14 protein-coding genes and 3 tRNA genes are annotated in these 18,377 nt (G+C 70.2%); 8 read left to right on the top strand and 9 right to left on the bottom strand.

From position 1 onward, the window contains the following. Positions 1–49: 49 nt before the first annotated feature. The 3 genes from ACIQAK_RS12730 (at position 50) to ACIQAK_RS12720 (ending at position 2,122) form a co-directional block, all read left to right on the top strand. Positions 50–1,519, top strand: a complete 1,470-nt coding sequence (locus ACIQAK_RS12730; protein ID WP_366392224.1) for a HEPN domain-containing protein — start codon at positions 50–52, stop codon at positions 1,517–1,519. 433 nt (positions 1,520–1,952) lie between these two features. Continuing rightward, a tRNA-Asp gene (locus ACIQAK_RS12725) sits at positions 1,953–2,027 on the top strand. A 21-nt stretch (positions 2,028–2,048) separates the two neighbouring features. Then, positions 2,049–2,122 (top strand) — tRNA-Phe (locus ACIQAK_RS12720). Positions 2,123–2,164: 42 nt separating this feature from the next. Here the strand turns inward: ACIQAK_RS12720 and ACIQAK_RS12715 are convergent. The 3 genes from ACIQAK_RS12715 to ACIQAK_RS12705 form a co-directional block, all read right to left on the bottom strand. Beyond that, complete coding sequence (locus ACIQAK_RS12715) at positions 2,165–3,013, bottom strand: cytochrome c biogenesis CcdA family protein (protein WP_366392223.1); 849 nt, start codon at positions 3,011–3,013, stop codon at positions 2,165–2,167. Continuing rightward, on the bottom strand, positions 3,010–3,786 hold the full coding sequence (locus ACIQAK_RS12710; RefSeq protein ID WP_366392222.1) for a DsbA family protein: 777 nt from the start codon (positions 3,784–3,786) through the stop codon (positions 3,010–3,012). The genes ACIQAK_RS12715 and ACIQAK_RS12710 overlap by 4 nt, the downstream gene beginning before the upstream one ends. Positions 3,787–3,851: 65 nt before the next feature. Then, complete coding sequence (locus ACIQAK_RS12705) at positions 3,852–4,502, bottom strand: hypothetical protein (protein ID WP_366392221.1); 651 nt, start codon at positions 4,500–4,502, stop codon at positions 3,852–3,854. Between the two features lie 168 nt (positions 4,503–4,670). Here ACIQAK_RS12705 and hrpA point away from each other — a divergent pair, with 168 nt between their 5' ends. From hrpA to ACIQAK_RS12690, 3 genes are all read left to right on the top strand, one after another. Beyond that, positions 4,671–8,618 (top strand): ATP-dependent RNA helicase HrpA, encoded by a 3,948-nt coding sequence (hrpA, locus tag ACIQAK_RS12700; protein ID WP_366392220.1) that lies wholly within the window; start codon positions 4,671–4,673, stop codon positions 8,616–8,618. Between the two features lie 116 nt (positions 8,619–8,734). After that, a tRNA-Asp gene (locus tag ACIQAK_RS12695) sits at positions 8,735–8,809 on the top strand. Between the two features lie 139 nt (positions 8,810–8,948). Next, positions 8,949–9,302, top strand: coding sequence for a DUF6274 family protein (locus ACIQAK_RS12690; protein WP_366392219.1), 354 nt, complete (start codon positions 8,949–8,951; stop codon positions 9,300–9,302). Positions 9,303–9,895: 593 nt separating this feature from the next. Here ACIQAK_RS12690 and bldC read toward each other — a convergent pair. Both bldC and ACIQAK_RS12680 read right to left on the bottom strand, forming a co-directional pair. Continuing rightward, the gene (gene bldC, locus ACIQAK_RS12685) at positions 9,896–10,102 is read right to left on the bottom strand and encodes a developmental transcriptional regulator BldC (RefSeq protein ID WP_003949541.1); all 207 of its coding nucleotides are present in this window, start codon (positions 10,100–10,102) and stop codon (positions 9,896–9,898) included. 699 nt (positions 10,103–10,801) lie between these two features. Further along, entirely contained in the window at positions 10,802–11,665 is an 864-nt protein-coding gene (locus tag ACIQAK_RS12680) for a hypothetical protein (RefSeq protein WP_366392218.1), read from the bottom strand. A 185-nt stretch (positions 11,666–11,850) separates the two neighbouring features. On the opposite strand from ACIQAK_RS12680, the gene ACIQAK_RS12675 reads away from it, so the two are divergent. Continuing rightward, positions 11,851–12,942 (top strand): Glu/Leu/Phe/Val dehydrogenase dimerization domain-containing protein, encoded by a 1,092-nt coding sequence (locus ACIQAK_RS12675; protein ID WP_366392217.1) that lies wholly within the window; start codon positions 11,851–11,853, stop codon positions 12,940–12,942. Positions 12,943–13,255: 313 nt separating this feature from the next. Then, on the top strand, positions 13,256–13,513 hold the full coding sequence (locus tag ACIQAK_RS12670) for a DUF3073 domain-containing protein (RefSeq protein WP_366392216.1): 258 nt from the start codon (positions 13,256–13,258) through the stop codon (positions 13,511–13,513). Positions 13,514–13,638: 125 nt separating this feature from the next. On the opposite strand, the gene purM is transcribed toward ACIQAK_RS12670, so the two are convergent. The 4 genes from purM to ACIQAK_RS12650 form a co-directional block, all read right to left on the bottom strand. Beyond that, positions 13,639–14,712: a phosphoribosylformylglycinamidine cyclo-ligase gene (purM, locus tag ACIQAK_RS12665; protein WP_366392215.1), complete on the bottom strand. Its 1,074-nt coding sequence runs from the start codon at positions 14,710–14,712 to the stop codon at positions 13,639–13,641. Between the two features lie 60 nt (positions 14,713–14,772). Next, positions 14,773–16,299, bottom strand: coding sequence for an amidophosphoribosyltransferase (gene purF / locus ACIQAK_RS12660; protein WP_366392214.1), 1,527 nt, complete (start codon positions 16,297–16,299; stop codon positions 14,773–14,775). A 347-nt stretch (positions 16,300–16,646) separates the two neighbouring features. After that, on the bottom strand, positions 16,647–17,516 hold the full coding sequence (locus ACIQAK_RS12655; RefSeq protein WP_366392213.1) for an META domain-containing protein: 870 nt from the start codon (positions 17,514–17,516) through the stop codon (positions 16,647–16,649). A gap of 50 nt (positions 17,517–17,566) precedes the next feature. Further along, positions 17,567–18,370 carry a sterol carrier family protein gene (locus tag ACIQAK_RS12650; RefSeq protein WP_366392212.1) on the bottom strand — a complete coding sequence of 268 codons (804 nt, stop codon included), beginning with the start codon at positions 18,368–18,370 and terminating at the stop codon, positions 17,567–17,569. Positions 18,371–18,377 lie beyond the last annotated feature (7 nt).

Genomic DNA, 18,377 nt, shown 5'->3' with positions numbered 1-18,377 from the left:
TGGAGGGGCGACCAGCTCAGGTAAGAAGTCGTCCCCGCGGGAGAAAACGATGACAAACGATCCTCTGAACCTCGACGAGGCCGGCGAGTGGGCTGGCCTGTGGTGGCTGCCCGATGCCCCTGACGAGCAGGTCCCGGGAGTGCTCCGGTATGCCCCCGAGGGGGGCCTCTCGCTCTCGTTGATCGGCGCTTTCGAGGATCGCATCACCTCGCATCCTGCTCCTGGGGTAACCGTGTACCACGAGGGCGCCAGGACGTGGGACGTCATCCATGGCGCCGCCGAGCAGCGCGAGATTACCCTCGTCGGCTGCGTCCCCAAGGGCGGGAAGCGGACCCTGTTCGCGCGAGTGAAGAGCCCGGACAAGCAGACCGTGGCGGCGATGATCGCGATCATCGGCGCGCATGTCAGCGGCGAGGAGGACGCTGCATTCTCCGCGGCCGAGGTCTCGGTAGAGGACCTCGGGCTCTGGGCGTCGTCGTCCGTGTTCAGAGGCTTCCTCGGCGCTCCAGACGGCAAGATCGACGGGACCGGGAGTATCTCCGTGGAGCCGGTCGAGGCGCAGTCGGTCGTGGTTGATGAGACCGAGTTCCGCCTTGAGCACCGCCATACTCTGCCGTTCTTCGACGAGCGCAGGGGCGGGACCGTGGGGCGTATGCGGGACGCGACGTTCGTGCGAGCTGTCCCGGCAGCTCCGTTCTCCGTGAGCGCAGCGCGGGCGACGGCGAGCCTCGTACAGGACTTGATCGCCCTCGCGATGAACCGTGCAGCTGGCGTGATCTGGCTCCGGCTGCAAGTGACCGGGACGAACGGTCGCCTTGCGCCGCGTCACCATGCGGACGTGCTCTACTCACCCGCCGCGCTCGGCCAACATGATGCCAAGGCCGCCGACCCAAACCGCGCGTTCTTCACCTGTGCGTCGCTTCCGTTCGAGGAGGTCGTGCCCCGCTGGTGCGAGGCGCACGGCCGGCTGAAGGCGGCGACCAACATGATCCTGGGCCTGCGCTACGCGCCGGCCAGCTTCGTCGAGAACAACCTCCTGACGACGGTGGGTGCTGCCGAGGTGCTGCACCGCGGCCTGCGCATCGATGAGAAGCCGTTTCCCAGAGCGGAATTCAAAAAGATGCGCGAGGCGATGCTCGCGCAGGTGCCAGAAGAGCATCGCGACCGGTTCCGGGGTGTGATCCGTAACGACCCGACGCTCCGAGACCGGCTCCACGCGCTCGCCGAGCGACCCGATCACGAAGCGATCGCGCTCCTCATGCCGGACATTGGCCATTGGGCTACGCGGACGACGCGGGCGCGCAACGACCTCGCGCACGAGGGCAGGACGCCGAATCACTCGTTCGAGGAACTGATCGCCGTCGTTAGGGTGACCACGGCGGTCGTGATCCTCAATGTGCTGCACGAGCTCAGGCTGCCGGCTGAGCGGCAGCGACAGATCGTGCAGGAGCACCCAGAGCTGAGGGCAACGTCACAGACTGCGCGCGAGTGGCTGTCAGCCCCGCAGCCCGGCTCCTGAGCGCGCCGTGGCCTTCTTGATCGTCCTGCGCCTCTTCCACAACGCGTACCGAGACCTCTGGCTCAGGACGATCTCGACTGTCAGGTCAGCTCAATAGCCCGGCCGAGCCGCTCATAGCGGGCAGCGTCGGTTGCCGCCCGGTCGTAGCGCATGGCTCCGGCAAGAGGATCACGGTCGACAGGGCGAGAATCAGAGGCGCCGGAGGGCACCGCGGCGACCTACGATTTGCAGTCACAACGTCACCCTGACCCTGTGCTGACATGTCAGCACAGGGTCAGGGTCGAGCAGGATCGAGCTGGGCTCAGAGGGATGCAGAAGGGTGCAATTTCCGGGCTCTCGCACATCTCCGCAGCTCAGCGAGGTAACGATTTCGGGTTCGAATCCCGTTGGGGGCACGTTTTACCGTGTGCGAGACTTGTTTCGCACATTGCTTGGTCCTGTGGAGCAGTTTGGAGTGCTCGCCACCCTGTCAAGGTGGAGGCCGCAGGTTCAAATCCCGTCAGGACCGCTGCAGCCCCAGCGGCTGCGTGGCTGGGTAGCTCAGTTGGTACGAGCGATCGCCTGAAAAGCGATAGGTCGCCGGTTCGATCCCGGCCCCAGCCACCTCTCGAAGGCCCCGTCCGGTGGACGGGGCCTTCGCCGTGTTCACACCCCCTTGCCCTCCTTCACCTCCGGCTCGCGTCGCCGCCAGGCCCGTACGCCCAGAGCCAGCAGCACCATCAGCACCACGGCCCCCAGCAGCACCGCGTCCGACACCCGTTCACCCAGCCTCTGCGCCCACTGCTCGACCGCGAACGAGGCGTCGACCCCCAGCAGTCCGGGCAGGGCGGTCGTCCCGTCGTAGACGAGGAAGAGGGCGCCGAGGCCGATGAAGAACAGGCCGGAGAGCAGCGATGTGGTGTGCAGCTCGAACCGGCCGAGCCGGACGGTCCTGCCCCGCAGCCAGGTACGGCGGCCGAGGTCGAACCGCTCCCAGAGCAGCGCCAGCACGAACAGCGGGACCGCCATGCCCAGCGCGTAGACCGCCAGCAGCAGACCCCCGTAGACCGGGCTGCCGCTGACCGCGGCCACGGTGAGGACGCTGCCGAGGATCGGGCCCGCGCAGAAGCCCGCGAGGCCGTAGACCGCGCCCAGGGCGTAGACGGAGAACGCCGTGGTGGGGCGGATGCGGCCGCTGAGCGCGGCGATGCGCCGGGAGGCGAAGCCGAGGCCGACGATCTGCGCGGCGCCGAGCACGATGATCAGCCAGCCCGCCCCCGTGACCAGCGCGTCGCGGTGGCCGTAGAAGAGCCGGCCCGCGTACGAACCTGCGGCGCCGAGCGGGACGAGGGTGGTGGCGAGCCCGGCGTAGAAGATGCCGGTACGGGCGAGCAGGCGCGAGGCGGAGTCGATGGAGTACGCGAAGAACGCCGGGAGCAGTAGCGCGCTGCACGGGCTGACCAGGGCGAGCAGCCCGCCGAGGAGGGCCGCGAAGTAGCCGATGTCCGCCGTCACTCGGCGGCGTCCCCGGTGGTACCTGCCTTGCCGGTGCTCCTCGCCTGTCCGGCGGCCGCCTCGATGGCCCGGGTGAACGTCTCCTTGGGCTGCGCCCCCGCGATCGGGCGGCCGTTGACCAGGAACGACGGGGTGGACGTGGCGCCGATCCCGTACGCCTGCTCCTGGTCCTTCGCGACGGCGGCGCGGGCGTCCGAGCCGTCCAGGTCCTTCATGAACCGGGCCAGGTCCTTGACCCCGGCCTCCTGCGCGAGGGCCTTGACCCGGTCCTTGGCGAACCCCTTCTCCTTCGCCCCTTCGGCGTAGGCGGCCCGGTGGAACTCCCAGAAGCGGCCCTGCTGTCCGGCGGCCCAGGCACCGCGTGCGGCGTTCTCGGACTCCTCGCCGAAGATCGGGAAGTTGCGCCACTCGATGCGCAGGGTCCCGTCCGCCACGTACTCCTTGATCAGTTCGGGCTCGGTGTCCCGGGCGAACTTGCCGCAGTAGCCGCACTTGAAGTCGGCGTACTCGATCAGGACGACGGGGGCGTCGGCGCGGCCGACCGCCAGCTTGTCGCCGACGTCGCGGCGAGCCAGCTTCGCCAGCTCGGGGTAGATGCCCTCCTGCGGGTCGGCGGAGACCTCGGCGGCCGGGGCGGACGTGTCCCGGGGGGAGTCGTCGGGGGCGGTGGCCCGGTAGGAGGCGAAGCCGAGGAGGCCTGCGGCGACGACGATCACGGCGCCGTAGGCGAGGGGCTTACGGGAGGAGGGCTGGGTCTTCTCGGTCGTGGACATGCGGCACTCCGTGCTGGTGGTGCGGGAGGGATGAGGGGGGTGCGGGCGGGGGCGGGTGGCCCGGCCTACACCCGCAGCACGGAGAGCTCGACGGGGGTCGGCGTGGCGGGGACCGGGGCCCGGACCCGTATCCCCGGCGGCGGCGCGGTCTCCGGGGCGCCCGTCGCGGCAGGCAGCCCCCAGGGGGCGAGGCCGGGGGCCTGGTCGTACGCGGCGCGGGCCCGGGTCGGGACGGCGGGCTCACCGTCGTGGTCGCCGGGCCTGCCGCAGCCCGGAACGCCGGGGTCCGTCTCGGCGGCGTCGACGACGGTGACGGCACCCCCGGCGGGGACCGCGACGCTGAACGCCATCCTCTTCGGCGTGGCAAGCGCGGGCACCTTGACGGCGAGCGCCTCCGTCTCCGGCCTGGCAAGCGCGGGGACCTTGACGGACAGCGCCTCCGTCTCCGGCCTGGCAAGCGCGGGGACCTTGACGGACAGCGCCTCCGTCTCCGGCCTGGCAAGCGCGGGGACCTTGACGGCGAGCGCCACCGTCTCCGGCCTGGCAAGCGCGGAGACCTTGACGGACAGCGCCTCCGTCTCCGGCGTAGGGGCGGCGGGGACCGCCAGCGTCTCCGGCGCGGCGGCGGAGACGGAAGCCGCACCCACCGGCCCGCACAGCAGCCCGATGACGACCCCGAGCAGGGCCGTCAGGCAGCACCACTGCGTACGGGACACGGGCCGGGCCTTTCTCACCAGGGGCTGAGCGTTCGACTGCCCGAAATGGTACGTGCCGTGACCACCCGCGCCACCTCGGTCACCGCTCGCGCGCGCCCCACCGCGTGACGCAGCCCGCGCGAAATGAGGTCGCCACTCCTTGGGCCCGGGTGAGATCCTGGGACCCGTATGTCTACTTCCTTCGCCGATCTCCAGTCCCAGCTCGGGCAGCTCTCGCTCCGTGACGCGAACCGGCTCGGCCGGCGCCTCGAAGGAGCGCGCCGCATCCGCAAGCCCGAGGCCCGCCAGTCCGTGTTGGACGAGATCGCCGCCGAGGCGGGCAAGGCGGCCGGCCGGCTCGCCGCCCGCGCGGCCCGGCTGCCGGCCCTGTCGTACCCGGAAGAGCTGCCGGTCAGCCAGAAGAAGGACGAGATCCTGGAGGCGATACGCGACCACCAGGTCGTGATCGTCGCCGGGGAGACCGGGTCCGGGAAGACCACGCAGATCCCCAAGATCTGTATGGAGCTGGGGCGTGGCGTCCGGGGCATGATCGGGCACACCCAGCCCCGCCGGATCGCCGCCCGCACGGTCGCGGAGCGGGTCGCGGACGAGCTGAGGACGCCGCTCGGCGAGACCGTCGGCTGGAAGGTCCGCTTCACCGACCAGGTGAACCCGGAGTCGACCTATCTGAAGCTGATGACGGACGGCATCCTGCTCGCCGAGATCCAGACGGACCGCGAGCTGCTGGCGTACGACACCATCATCATCGACGAGGCCCACGAGCGGTCGCTGAACATCGACTTCCTGCTCGGCTATCTGGCCCGGCTGCTGCCCAGGCGCCCGGACCTGAAGGTCGTCATCACCTCGGCGACCATCGACCCGGAGCGGTTCGCGCGCCACTTCGGCGAGGCGCCGATCGTGGAGGTCAGCGGACGGACGTACCCAGTGGAGGTCCGCTACCGCCCGCTGCTCGAAGAGGACAGCGAGGACTCCGACCGGGACCAGATCACCGCGATCTGCGACGCCGTCGACGAGCTGGGCCACGAAGCCCCCGGTGACGTCCTGGTCTTCCTCTCCGGCGAGCGCGAGATCCGGGACACGGCGGACGCGCTGAACAAGCGCAACCTCAGACACACCGAGGTGCTCCCGCTGTACGCGCGCCTCTCGCACGCCGAGCAGCACCGCGTGTTCCAGCGCCACACGGGACGCCGCATCGTCCTGGCGACGAACGTCGCCGAGACCTCGCTGACCGTCCCGGGCATCAAGTACGTGATCGATCCGGGCAACGCCCGTATCTCCCGCTACAGCCACCGCACCAAGGTCCAGCGGCTGCCCATCGAGCGGATCTCCCAGGCCAGCGCCAACCAGCGCAAGGGCCGCTGCGGCCGTACGTCGGACGGCATCTGCATCCGGCTGTACTCCGAGGACGACTTCGTCACCCGGCCGGAGTTCACCGACCCGGAGATCCTGCGGACCAACCTGGCCTCCGTGATCCTCCAGATGACCGCCGCCGGTCTCGGCGACATCGAGAAGTTCCCCTTCATCGACCCGCCGGACCACCGCAACATCCGCGACGGTGTACAGCTGCTCCAGGAGCTGGGGGCGCTGGAGCAGGGGGAGAAGTCCCCCCAGGAGGGGAAGAGGGGGCAGCGGCTCACCCCGCTCGGCCGCAAGCTCTCCCAGCTGCCCGTCGACCCGCGGCTGGCCCGCATGGTCATCGAGGCCGACAAGAACGGCTGCGCCCGCGAGGTCATGGTCATCGCCGCCGCGCTCTCCATCCAGGACCCGCGTGAGCGGCCCTCGGAGAAGCAGACACAGGCCGACCAGCAGCACGCCCGGTTCAAGGACGAGACCTCCGACTTCCTGGCGTACCTGAACCTGTGGCGTTACGTCCGCGAGCAGCAGAAGGAGCGTGGCTCGTCCTCGTTCCGCCGGATGTGCAAGCAGGAGTACCTGAACTTCCTGCGCATCCGCGAATGGCAGGACATCTACGCGCAGCTGCGTACGGTGGCCAAGCAGATGGGCATCGCCGTCGAGGAGCCCAAGGACGACGCGTCCATTCCCGAGCAGGCGGTGCACGTCTCGCTGCTGGCCGGGCTGCTGTCGCACATCGGGCTGAAGGACACCGAGAAGAACGAGTACCTGGGCGCGCGCAGCGCCAAGTTCGCGGTCTTCCCCGGTTCGGCGCTGTTCAAGAAGCAGCCACGGTTCGTGATGTCGGCGGAGCTGGTGGAGACCTCGCGGCTCTGGGCGCGGGTCAACGCCAGGGTCGAGCCCGAGTGGATCGAGCCGCTCGCCCAGCATCTGCTGAAGCGCACCTACAGCGAGCCGCACTGGGAGAAGGACCAGGCCGCGGTGATGGCGTACGAGCGGGTCACGCTCTACGGGGTGCCGATCATCGCCCAGCGCAAGATCAATTTCGGCCGCATCGACCAGGAGGCATCGCGGGACCTGTTCATCCGCAACGCCCTGGTCGAGGGTGACTGGCGCACCCACCACCAGTTCTTCCACGACAACCGCAAACTGCTCGGCGAGGTCGAGGAGTTGGAGCACCGGGCCCGGCGCCGCGACATCCTCGTGGACGACGAGACGCTCTTCGACTTCTACGACCAGCGGATTCCGGAGCACATCGTCTCCGGGGCGCACTTCGACTCGTGGTGGAAGCACAAGAAGCGCGAGGAGCCGGACGCGCTCGACTTCGAGCGCTCCATGCTGATCAACGAGAAGGCCGGGGCCGTCACCAAGGACGACTATCCGGACTCCTGGCGGCAGGGGAAGCTCAAGTTCAAGGTGACCTACCAGTTCGAGCCCGGTGCCGACGCGGACGGGGTGACCGTCCACATCCCGCTCCAGGTGCTCAACCAGGTCACGTCCGAGGGCTTCGACTGGCAGATCCCGGGGCTGCGCGAGGAGGTCGTCACCGAGCTGATCCGCTCGCTGCCCAAGCCGATCCGCCGGCACTACGTCCCCGCGCCGAACTACGCGGACAAGTTCCTGGACCGGGCCGTCCCGCTCCAGGAGCCGCTGCCGTTCACCCTGGCCCGGGAGCTCCAGCGCATGGTCGGCGTCCCGGTCACGGCCGACGACTTCGACCTCTCCCGCGTTCCGGACCACCTGAAGATCACGTTCCGGATCGTCGACGAGCGGCGCCGCAAGGTCGCCGAGGACAAGGACCTGGAGGCGCTGAAGCTCCAGCTGCGCCCGAAGGCCCGCCAGGCGCTCTCCCAGGCCGCCGCGGCGACCGCGGGACCGTCCGGCGAGTCCATCGAGCGCTCGGGCCTCACCGACTGGACGATCGGCGCGCTGAACAAGGTCTTCGAGACGCGTCGGGCCGGGCAGCCGGTGAAGGCGTATCCGGCGCTGGTGGACCAGGGCGAGACCGTGGCCGTACGCCTCTTCGACACCGAGGCCGAGCAGCAGCAGGCGATGTGGCGCGGCACCCGGCGGCTGATCATGCTGAACATCCCGGTGAACCCGGCGAAGTTCGCCTCCGACCGGCTCACCAACCAGCAGAAGCTGGCCCTGTCCCGCAATCCGCACGGCTCGGTCCAGGCCCTCTTCGAGGACTGCGCCACCGCCGCCGCCGACCGGCTGATCGCCGCGCACGGGGGCCCGGCGTGGGACGAGAAGGCGTTCCGGACGCTGTACGACAAGGTGCGCGCCGATCTGGTGGACCTCACCGTCCGCACGATCGACCAGGTGCAGCAGATCCTGGCCGCCTGGCAGGCCTGCGAGCGCCGGCTGAAGTCGACCGACAGCCTGACGCTGGTCGCCAACGTCACCGACGTACGGGAGCAGCTGGCCCGTCTCGTACCGCCCGGTTTCGTTACGGCGACGGGGCTGCGCCGGCTGCCGGACCTGATGCGGTACCTCGTCGCGGCCGACCGGCGGCTCCAGCAGATGCCGACGGCCGTCCAGCGGGACACCACACGGATGGCGAAGGTCCACGAGATGCAGGACGAGTACGCGTGGCTGCTCGAACAGCTCCCGCGGGGACGGCCGGTGGGGCAGGAGGTGCTGGACGTCCGCTGGATGATCGAGGAGCTGCGGGTCAGCTACTTCGCGCACGCCCTGGGCACCGCGTTCCCCGTCTCGGACAAGCGGATCGTGAAGGCGATCGACGCCCTCGCCCCCTGACACCGGGCCCGCGAGGGCGGTGACGGTGTCACCACCGGGAGTGAAGTCGACCTGGACCTCCCACCTCCTGTACAGTCTGGTTTCGCAGCCAGCCGCAAGGCAAGCAGCGAAAACCTGGTCCTGTGGAGCAGTTTGGAGTGCTCGCCACCCTGTCAAGGTGGAGGCCGCGGGTTCAAATCCCGTCAGGACCGCAGTAGGGAAAGCCCGGATCGTTTCGATCCGGGCTTTCTCGCGTCTTGACGGCCTCTTTCACCGCGGGTACCCCGTAGAGACGAGGCTGCCCTGTTTCCCTCGGCGAGGGGCGGCCGGGCCCACCGGGAGGTGGCTCGTATGTCCGCGTCCACAGCACGACACGAGACCCGCGCACTGCTCCGTGCCCATCTGGCGGCCGCCTACGGCTACGGACACCTCACCCGGCACTGCCCGGTCTGCCACCGGTTGCTGCGCCTGGCCATGGAGCCCGGGGACGGCGACAGGGAGGTACGGGAGCCCGGGCCGGCGCCGGAGCCCCCGTACGAGCCGCAGGAGCCCTCCGGTCGCGCCGGGAGCCCGGCGGCCGGGGAAAGCGCCGCTGTGCCGCCGGACAGGGAGAGCGCCGCCGAACCGGCGGCCGGGGAGAGCGCCGCCGTGCCGCCGGACGGGGACGAGGACGGGGACGGGGACGAAAGACCCGCCTCTCCATGACCATCGGCCGGATGCTTTCGCCTCCGGCCAGTGGCAGGCTCGTAGTTGGCAAGTATCAGGCAGTGTGACGGGTGTCACTGAAAGAGTTTTCAGACCGGGGCACTTTACGCCTCTCCTACAACTGGCGAATTTAATATGTGCAATTGCACCGGGTCGACCGTCCGACCGGGCCGTTCCGTCCGGGGCTGTCCCGCCGAGTCCGGGACGCTCACCCACACTCCCGCACAGACCCGCCCACAGACCCACGAAGGGCGCCGGGACGGACGGCAGGACGGGGCACCGGACGGACCGTGGGGGGCGCGGAAGCCGACCGACCACCCGGTTATCGGTCACCCGTTCCGGGGGCCCTCAGAGGGTGTGCGAGAGGCGCGCGGGGGCACGAGAGGTGCCAGGGCTCCGGGGCACAAAAAGATCGCGCTGGACCCGGCGGAGTCCAGCGCGATCAAGACGACGCACCCAGACACAGGTGTGACGCCCGTTGGGGCAGGCGTCCGTCGAGTGGAGCTATATGCAGGGGCGGCCGGAGGTTGGGGGACCTGGCAGCTGCCCGGTTGTGATGCTGTGCTGCTGTCGTGCCGCGAGGCAGGGGTGTGTCAGGCCTCGCTGCGCTGCTGCGGAATACCCGCAAGCAGTGCGCGGACCTCAGCCTCGCGGTACCGGCGGTGTCCACCGAGCGTGCGGATGGACGTGAGCTTGCCAGCCTTGGCCCAACGGGTGACCGTCTTCGGGTCCACGCGGAACATCGTGGCAACCTCAGCCGGGGTCAGCAGCGGCTCGGCATCAGGGGTGCGAGCGGTCATGAGCGGCCTCCTCGGGAGAACCGAACCTTCTCGGTTCTTTCCTCTAAATTCTGCACCTTGACCCGCGTTGCCCGAAATGGCGGACGCGGGCCGAGTCGGTTATAGGACGAACGGCTTGTCCTCGGCACTACAACTACACCATCCGTCCAGCCGCGTCGGCCAAACCGATGGAATTGCCCTCCCAGGTGTTCATCAGCGACGGAAGCCGATGGACCATGCCATAGCGGACAGTCACACCACAGTGACGATCAGTCACAGAGCGATCAGGAGTCATCAGACCCCCCATAGCGTGCAATGCTGAGCATTCCGCCCTTACTTGGACGGAAGGAGCCCTCCCCGGACTCCTTGTCCTATTTTGGCACGAGGAGCAGGGATGGGCGCAAGGGCCCCGTTAGTGCTGTCCATCACGCTTGAGGCAAAGGCCCGGTTCGGGACGTAGGTCCTGGGACAGAAGACGTACTCTGCCGCCTCACCCACCACACGTGCCACACGGGACGCAGGTTCACGGCCCGTCAGTTCCCTTTCACGGCCTCTGTCCAGGCGCTCCGGCCGGCTCCCTCGCCGGGCTCTCGCTCCGCCTCCTTCCCACCCGCTCGGTCTTCCGGTCCGTCCTGGATGAAGGATGCCCCGGTTCCATCACGTTGATGCCGCTGTGGGTCTTTTCACGTCAATTGGTGAGGGCGGCGGCGGACGGGCCGGTCAGTTGGTGAACTGGCGGTCCCGGACCGCCCGCCACCGCTCCGCGAGCCGCGCGTACGCCTCACCGGCGCCCTCGCTGTCGCCCGTCCCCAGCGCGGCGAGCCCCTCGGCCACATCCGCGGCCGACCGGTCCCCGGCGAGCTGCCCGGCGGAGAGCGCGTGCACCAGCCCTCCGTAGTCGAGCTCCACGAGCGAGCGCGGATGGAACTCCTCCAGCCAGCGCCCCACGTCCACCAGCCCCTCGGTGAGCGGGCCCTCGCCGGCGTGTCCGCGCAGCGTCCGCAGCCCCCGGGCGAGCCGGCGCCGGGCCTCCACCATCGGCGTCCGGTAGCGCAGCACCGGCTCCCCGCCCTCGCCGTCGGCCGCCGCGTACTCCCGCTCCTCGTCGTGGAAGAGGACGAACCAGCGCACCGGGACCTGCCACACCGTGCTCCGGATCCACGGTCGCGCGTCCGGGTTGCGCCGCCGCCAGCGCTCGTGGTCCGCACGCGCCTGCCCCCGCACCACCGCGGGCAGCAGGGCGTCCAGCACGTTGGCCGGAAACATTCCCCCCTGCTCTCCCGGGCCCTCCAGCTCCTCCAGGGCGAGCCACCCCCGCAGCCGGGTCCGCCACGGGCAGACGCACACCACCCCGTCCAGCTCCGCCACGAACGCGTCACCGCTCTCGTGCACGGGCACGCCGACCGGCGGGGTCGGCACCAGGTCGGCCAGTGAGCGGCGCAGTTCGTCCTGGGCGGTGGGCAGCACCGGACGCTCGGCGTAACGGGCCCAGTGACTGCGCTCGGGCTCCGCGAAGGCAGCGAGCGGCTCGTACACCCGGAGGTACGACGTGTAAGGGACGAGCACTGAAGACACCACCGACATGCGCGCATCGTGCCAGGCCCGCACAGCCCGAGACACCCCCTGAGGGGTGATCCTCGGCACGGGGGCAGATCCGCGCCGCCGGAGGACTTACGCTCTTGCCCATCGGACCGGCCGTGCCGGTCGGTCCGGGGTCCTCCCCACCCCTAGGAGGGCTTCCGCCGCTTCGTTATTTGGGAGTCACCACAGTGACCGATGTGACCGGCGTGCCTGTCGATGTACTGCACACCCTGTTCCACTCGGAACAGGGGGGCCACGAGCAAGTCGTGATCTGCCAGGACCGTGCCACCGGCCTCAAGGCCGTCATCGCCCTCCACTCCACCGCCCTGGGCCCCGGCCTCGGCGGCACCCGCTTCTACCCGTACGCCTCCGAGGCCGAGGCCGTCGCCGACGCGCTGGCCCTGTCGCGCGGGATGTCGTACAAGAACGCCCTGGCCGGGCTCGACCACGGCGGCGGCAAGGCCGTCATCATCGGTGACCCCGAGAAGATCAAGACGGACGAACTGCTCCTGGCCTACGGCCGGTTCGTCGCCTCGCTCGGCGGCCGTTACGTCACCGCCTGCGATGTCGGCACCTACGTCGCCGACATGGACGTCGTCGCCCGGGAGTGCCGCTGGACCACCGGCCGCTCCCCCGAGAACGGCGGCGCCGGCGACTCCTCCGTCCTGACCGCCTTCGGTGTCTTCCAGGGCATGCGGGCCTCGGCCCAGCACCTGTGGGGCGACCCGACGCTGCGCGGCCGCAAGGTCGGCGTCGCCGGGGTCGGCAAGGTGGGCCACCACCTCGTCGAGCACCTGCTCTCGGACGGGGCCGAGGTCGTGATCACCGACGTCCGCGAGGAGTCGGTGCGCCGCATCACCGATCTGCACCCCGAGGTCACCGTGGTGGCCGACACCGAGGCGCTGATCCGCACCGAGGGGCTCGACATCTACGCGCCCTGCGCGCTGGGCGGCGCCCTGAACGACGCGACCGTGCCGGTGCTCACCGCGAAGGTGGTCTGCGGCGCGGCCAACAACCAGCTGGCCCACCCGGGCGTCGAGAAGGACCTGGCCGACCGGTCGGTTCTCTACGCCCCCGACTACGTGGTCAACGCCGGTGGCGTGATCCAGGTCGCCGACGAGCTGCACGGGTTCGACTTCGACCGGTGCAAGGCGAAGGCCACGAAGATCTTCGACACCACGCTGGAAATATTCGCACGTGCGAAGGCCGATGGTATTCCGCCGGCCGCGGCGGCCGACCGGATCGCCGAGCAGCGGATGGCGGAGGCACGCGGTCACTGACGCGCACGCGGACCTCCCGCCGGCCGGCGGGAGGCCTGCGGGGACCGGTGGAGGTCCGGCAGGAGACAAGACTCACGCCGGTCGGCGGGTCGCCCGCCCGGAAGAGGTTAAAATCGCAGTTGACCAGCGGGGACGGGGCTCCCCACTGGCCCTGCACCGGGGCGCAAGACGCGGGCGGCGTACCGTATGGCCACGGAAGCAGGTACCGTTAAAGCCCTACGGGCGCAGTCTCTCTGTCGAGAGTCCGTCCTGAAACATGAACGCGTGTCAAGACTCTGGGGCCGTCGAGCCCCGTCACCGAGGGGGTCGAGCCATGGGGCGCGGCCGGGCAAAGGCCAAGCAGACCAAGGTCGCCCGCCAGCTGAAGTACAGCAGCGGCGGGACGGACCTGTCGCGTCTGGCCAATGAGCTGGGCGCATCGCCTTCGAGTCAGCCACCGAACGCTGAGCCGTTCGATGACGACGACGAGGAAGATGACCCGTACGCACAGTACGCGGATCGCTACAACCAGGACGATGACGAGGATCAGGACGATCAGTCCGGTCCGTCGTCACAGCGCCGCGGCGCTTGACCTCGCGCTGACACATCAACCCGGTCCGGGCCTGCCCCGGGCCGGGTTCTGTGTGTCCCGGCCCGGTTCCGGCGCCTTCGTCGTGCGCCGGGCCCGACGAGCTCCCGGCGCACCCGGCGTACGGCCTAGCGTGCGTAGCTGCCCGTCAGCTCGGCGCCGGTGGCGTGGTCGCCACGGTCGGTGATCTCACCGGCGACCCAGGAGTCGACCCCGCGGTCGGCCAGGGTGGTGAGCGCGGCGTCCACCGAGTCGGCCGGGACGATGGCGATCATGCCGACGCCCATGTTCAGCGTCTTCTCCAGCTCCAGCCGCTCGACCTGACCGGCCTTGCCGACGAGGTCGAAGACCGCGCCGGGCGTCCAGCTGGAGCGGTCCACGGTGGCGTGCAGCCCGTCCGGGATGACCCGGGCCAGGTTGTTGGCCAGGCCGCCCCCGGTGACGTGGCTGAAGCCGTGCACCTCGGTCGTGCGGGTGAGCGCCAGGCAGTCCAGCGAGTAGATCCGGGTGGGCTCCAGGAGCTCCTCGCCGAGCGTCCGGCCGAACTCCTCGACCTCGCGGTCCAGCGTCCAGCCGGCCCGGTCGAAGACCACGTGGCGGACGAGCGAGTACCCGTTCGAGTGAAGACCGGAGGACGCCATCGCGATGACGGCGTCACCCTTGCGGATACGGTCCGGCCCGAGCAGCCGGTCGGCCTCGACCACGCCCGTACCGGCGCCGGCGACGTCGAAGTCGTCCGGGCCGAGCAGGCCCGGGTGCTCGGCGGTCTCGCCGCCGACCAGGGCGCAGCCCGCGAGGACACAGCCCTCGGCGATGCCCTTCACGATCGCCGCGACACGCTCGGGGTGCACCTTGCCGACACAGATGTAGTCGGTCATGAACAGCGGCTCGGCACCGCAGACGACGAGGTCGTCCACGACCATGCCGACGAGGTCGTGGCCGATGGTGTCGTACACGCCCATCCGACGCGCCAGGTCCACCTTGGTCCCGACACCGTCGGTGGCCGAGGCGAGCAGCGGACGCTCGTAGCGCTTCAGAGCCGAGGCGTCGAAGAGGCCGGCGAAGCCGCCGAGCCCGCCGAGGCCCGCGACCTCGGGGCGCTGGGTCTTCCTCACCCACTCCTTCATCAGCTCGACGGCACGGTCGCCGGCTTCGATGTCGACGCCTGCCGCCGCATAGGAAGCACCTGTTGTCTCAGACATGGCCTGGGATCTTTCGTGTGGAGATACGGGGCTGGTGGGAGGGGCGGCGGCGCGTCCGGGTCACGGACGGCGCAGCGCGTCGGCCGCGGCGGTGGCCGCGGGTCCTGCCGCCAGCTCGGTCTCCAGCAGCTGCTTGCCGAGCAGCTCCGGGTCCGGGAGCTCCATCGGGTACTCACCGTCGAAGCAGGCGCGGCACAGGTTGGCCTTGTCGATCGTCGTCGCCTCGATCATGGAGTCGATCGAGATGTACGAGAGGGAATCGGCCCCCATCGAGGTGCAGATCTCGTCGACGGTCATGCCGTTGGCGATCAGCTCGGCGCGGGTGGCGAAGTCGATCCCGAAGAAGCAGGGCCACTTCACCGGCGGCGAGGAGATTCGGATGTGGATCTCGGCGGCCCCGGCCTCGCGGAGCATCCGGACCAGGGCCCGCTGTGTGTTGCCGCGCACGATCGAGTCGTCCACGACCACCAGGCGCTTGCCCTTGATGACTTCCTTCAGCGGGTTCAGCTTGAGCCGGATACCGAGCTGGCGGATGGTCTGCGAGGGCTGGATGAAGGTCCGGCCGACGTAGGCGTTCTTCACCAGTCCGGCGCCGAACGGGATACCGCTGGCCTCCGCGTACCCGATCGCGGCGGGGGTGCCGGATTCCGGGGTCGCTATGACCAGATCCGCCTCGACGGGAGCCTCGGCGGCCAGCTTGCGGCCCATCTCCACCCGGGAGAGGTAGACGTTCCGGCCGGCGATGTCGGTGTCGGGACGGGCCAGGTAGACGTACTCGAAGACACAGCCCTTGGGCTTCGCTTCTGCGAAGCGGGAGGTGCGCAGGCCGTTCTCGTCGATGGCGACGAGCTCGCCCGGCTCGATCTCCCGTACGTAGCTGGCGCCGCAGATGTCGAGTGCGGCGGACTCGGATGCGACCACCCAGCCGCGCTCCAGCCGGCCGAGCACCAGCGGGCGGATGCCCTGCGGGTCACGGGCGGCGTAGAGGGTGTGCTCGTCCATGAAGACGAGCGAGAACGCGCCCTTGACGTCGGGGAGCACCTTGGCGGCGGCTTCCTCGATGGTCAGCGGCTTGTCGTCCTCGTCGCGCTGCCCGGCGAGCAGCGCGGTCACCAGGTCGGTGTCGTTGGTCGCGGCGACCTGGGTGGCGCGGCCGTCCTTGCGAGGGAGGTCGGCGACCATCTCCGCGAGCTGGGCCGTGTTGACCAGGTTCCCGTTGTGGCCGAGGGCGATCGAGCCGTGCGCGGTGGCACGGAACGTCGGCTGCGCGTTCTCCCACACCGAGGCACCGGTGGTGGAGTAACGGGCATGACCGACCGCGATATGGCCCTGGAGGGAACCCAGAGACGTTTCGTCGAAGACCTGCGAGACCAGTCCCATGTCCTTGAAGACCAGGATCTGGGACCCGTTGCTCACTGCGATGCCCGCGGATTCCTGTCCGCGGTGCTGCAGGGCATACAGTCCGAAATAGGTGAGCTTAGCGACCTCTTCACCCGGAGCCCAGACACCGAAGACGCCACAAGCGTCCTGGGGGCCTTTCTCTCCGGGGAGCAGGTCGTGGTTGAGTCGTCCATCACCACGGGGCACGACACCGAGTGTAGGCGAGATCGACCACTGGTCCGAATTGGGGATGGGTCGGCGAAGCCGGGGCGGAACACGGGGAACGGGTCCGCCCGCCGTGCGGGCAGGGCGATTCGCGGGGCTTCGGCCGGTCACGGTGCGTGGCCGTCGCCGCTGCCCCACGGAGGCCGATGATCGGGTGCGGCGCTCCCTGCCCGGCCGGGAGGCCGGTTACCGGCCGGTAAGGGGCAGGGGCCGGAGCCGGGCGGTGGCCGTCCGGCCGTGGCGCTCGGTGAACCTGCCCCGAGTCGGCCGCGGCCGCCGTCCGGACGCTCGTTCCGTGGTGAGCCTCACACCGGGACCGGGGGACGGGATCAGCCGTGCTGCCCGGCGCCCTCGGTCTTCCGGCCCTCGGCGCCCTCGGACCCGGCGGGGGTGGCCATCGCGCCGATGCCCTTGCCGTCGTCCGACGTGACGGTGAGCGTGGAGCCCTTGATCGTGTACGTCGCCGGGCCGTCCAGCGCCGCTAGGACCGCGCGCTCCACCTCCATCTGCGCCTCGGGGCACATCTTCCGGGTGCCGGCCGGCGGGTCGAAGGTGATCGTGGAGCCCTCGACCTCGGCCTTGCCGTGGAAGGAGTTGCAGCCGGAGTTGCCGTGCACCGTGCCGTCCTCACCGAAGGTCAGGTGGGGTGCCCGCTCCTTCGGGAGGTCGGCGGGCACGGAGGTCGCGGTCTCTCCGCTGAGCAGGGTGTTCACCGCCCACCGGGTGCCCACCAGATCGGCCGCCTTTTCCTCGCTGAGTGCCATGGTGTCGCCGTCCTCGGCGGTGAGGGTGAGCTTCTTGCCGGACAGCTTCGCGGTGAGTTCGCCGTCCATCGCGGCGAGGGCGGCCTTCTCGGCCTTCTCGGTGGTCTCCTCGCACGCCATCTGCGTGGAGACGGGCTTGCCGAAGGTGATCCGGTCGCCCTGGACCTGGGCATCCGCGCTGATGTGGTTGCACCCGAAGCCGGCCTTGGCCCGGCCCTTGGGGTCGATCTCCAGCCGGGAGCCCTCCGGGGCCTCGGTCTTCTTCCCGCCGACGGTCACGGAATCGACGCTCCACGCCACCCCGGTGACGGGCACATCGCTCTGCGCGGTGTCGCCGCTGTCGCCGCCGGAGCCGGATCCCGACTCCGTACCGCAGGCGGCGAGGGTGAGGAGGGCCAGGACGCTGACGCTGACTGCCATACGTTGTGTGTGCATGGCGATGGGACGGGACGGGCCCCAGATCCGGTTCCGTCGCCTTGTCTCCCTCAGCCCATCAGGGGCAGCAACGCGGTGAGATCGGCGCGCTCGCCACTCGCGCCGACCTCGGCGTCCGCCAGGGCCCGCGCCCACTCCGTACGTCCCGTGGCGAGCCGGACCCAGGTCAGCGCGCCCGTCTCCACCACGTTGGGCGGGGTGCCCCGGGTGTGCTTGGGGCCGCCGATGCACTGGACCACCGCGAACGGCGGGACGCGCACCTCGACCGAACCGCCGGGCGCCCGGTCGGCGAGGGCGTCCGCCAGCAGCCGGGTGCAGGCGGCCAGAGCCTGCCGGTCGTACGGGATCTCCGACCCGAGCGCCGCGTTCAGGTCGTCCGTGTGGACGATCAGCTCGACGGTCCGGGTCACCAGGAAGTCCGCCAGCCGCATCACGCCGACCCGGGTGGGCAGCAGCCGCTCTCCCGTACCGGTGGCCGGGACGTCCGCGAGGAATCCCGCCTCCACCTCCTCGTAGAGCGCGGTGAGGTCGGGACGGCCGGACGCCAGGTCCTCGACGTCCTCGGCGATCCGGGCGGCGTACGCGGCGGTGGCGGGCGGCCATTCCAGCAGGGTGAGCCCGGGCTTGGGGCCCGGCGGCTCCGGAAGCGCCAGGGACCGGCTGACGCTGCCCAGGACCATCGCCACATGTGCGGCGAGCTCGCGCACCGTCCAGTCGCCGAGCCGGGTCGGCCGGGCGAGCTGCTCGGGCGTCAACGCACCGACGGCGTCGCGGACATGGCCGAACTGGGCGAGGACCGCGGTCCGGGTCCTGAGGTGGTCGTAGGCGCGCGGGCGCTTCTTGGCCGGGGGCATGGGACCG

The sequence above is a fragment of the Streptomyces sp. NPDC088706 genome (assembly GCF_044752765.1).
In the GTDB taxonomy this organism is placed as follows: Bacteria; Actinomycetota; Actinomycetes; order Streptomycetales; family Streptomycetaceae; genus Streptomyces.
The sequence above is the reverse complement of the archived record's forward strand: the minus strand, read 5'-3'. Positions and strand labels throughout refer to the sequence as shown.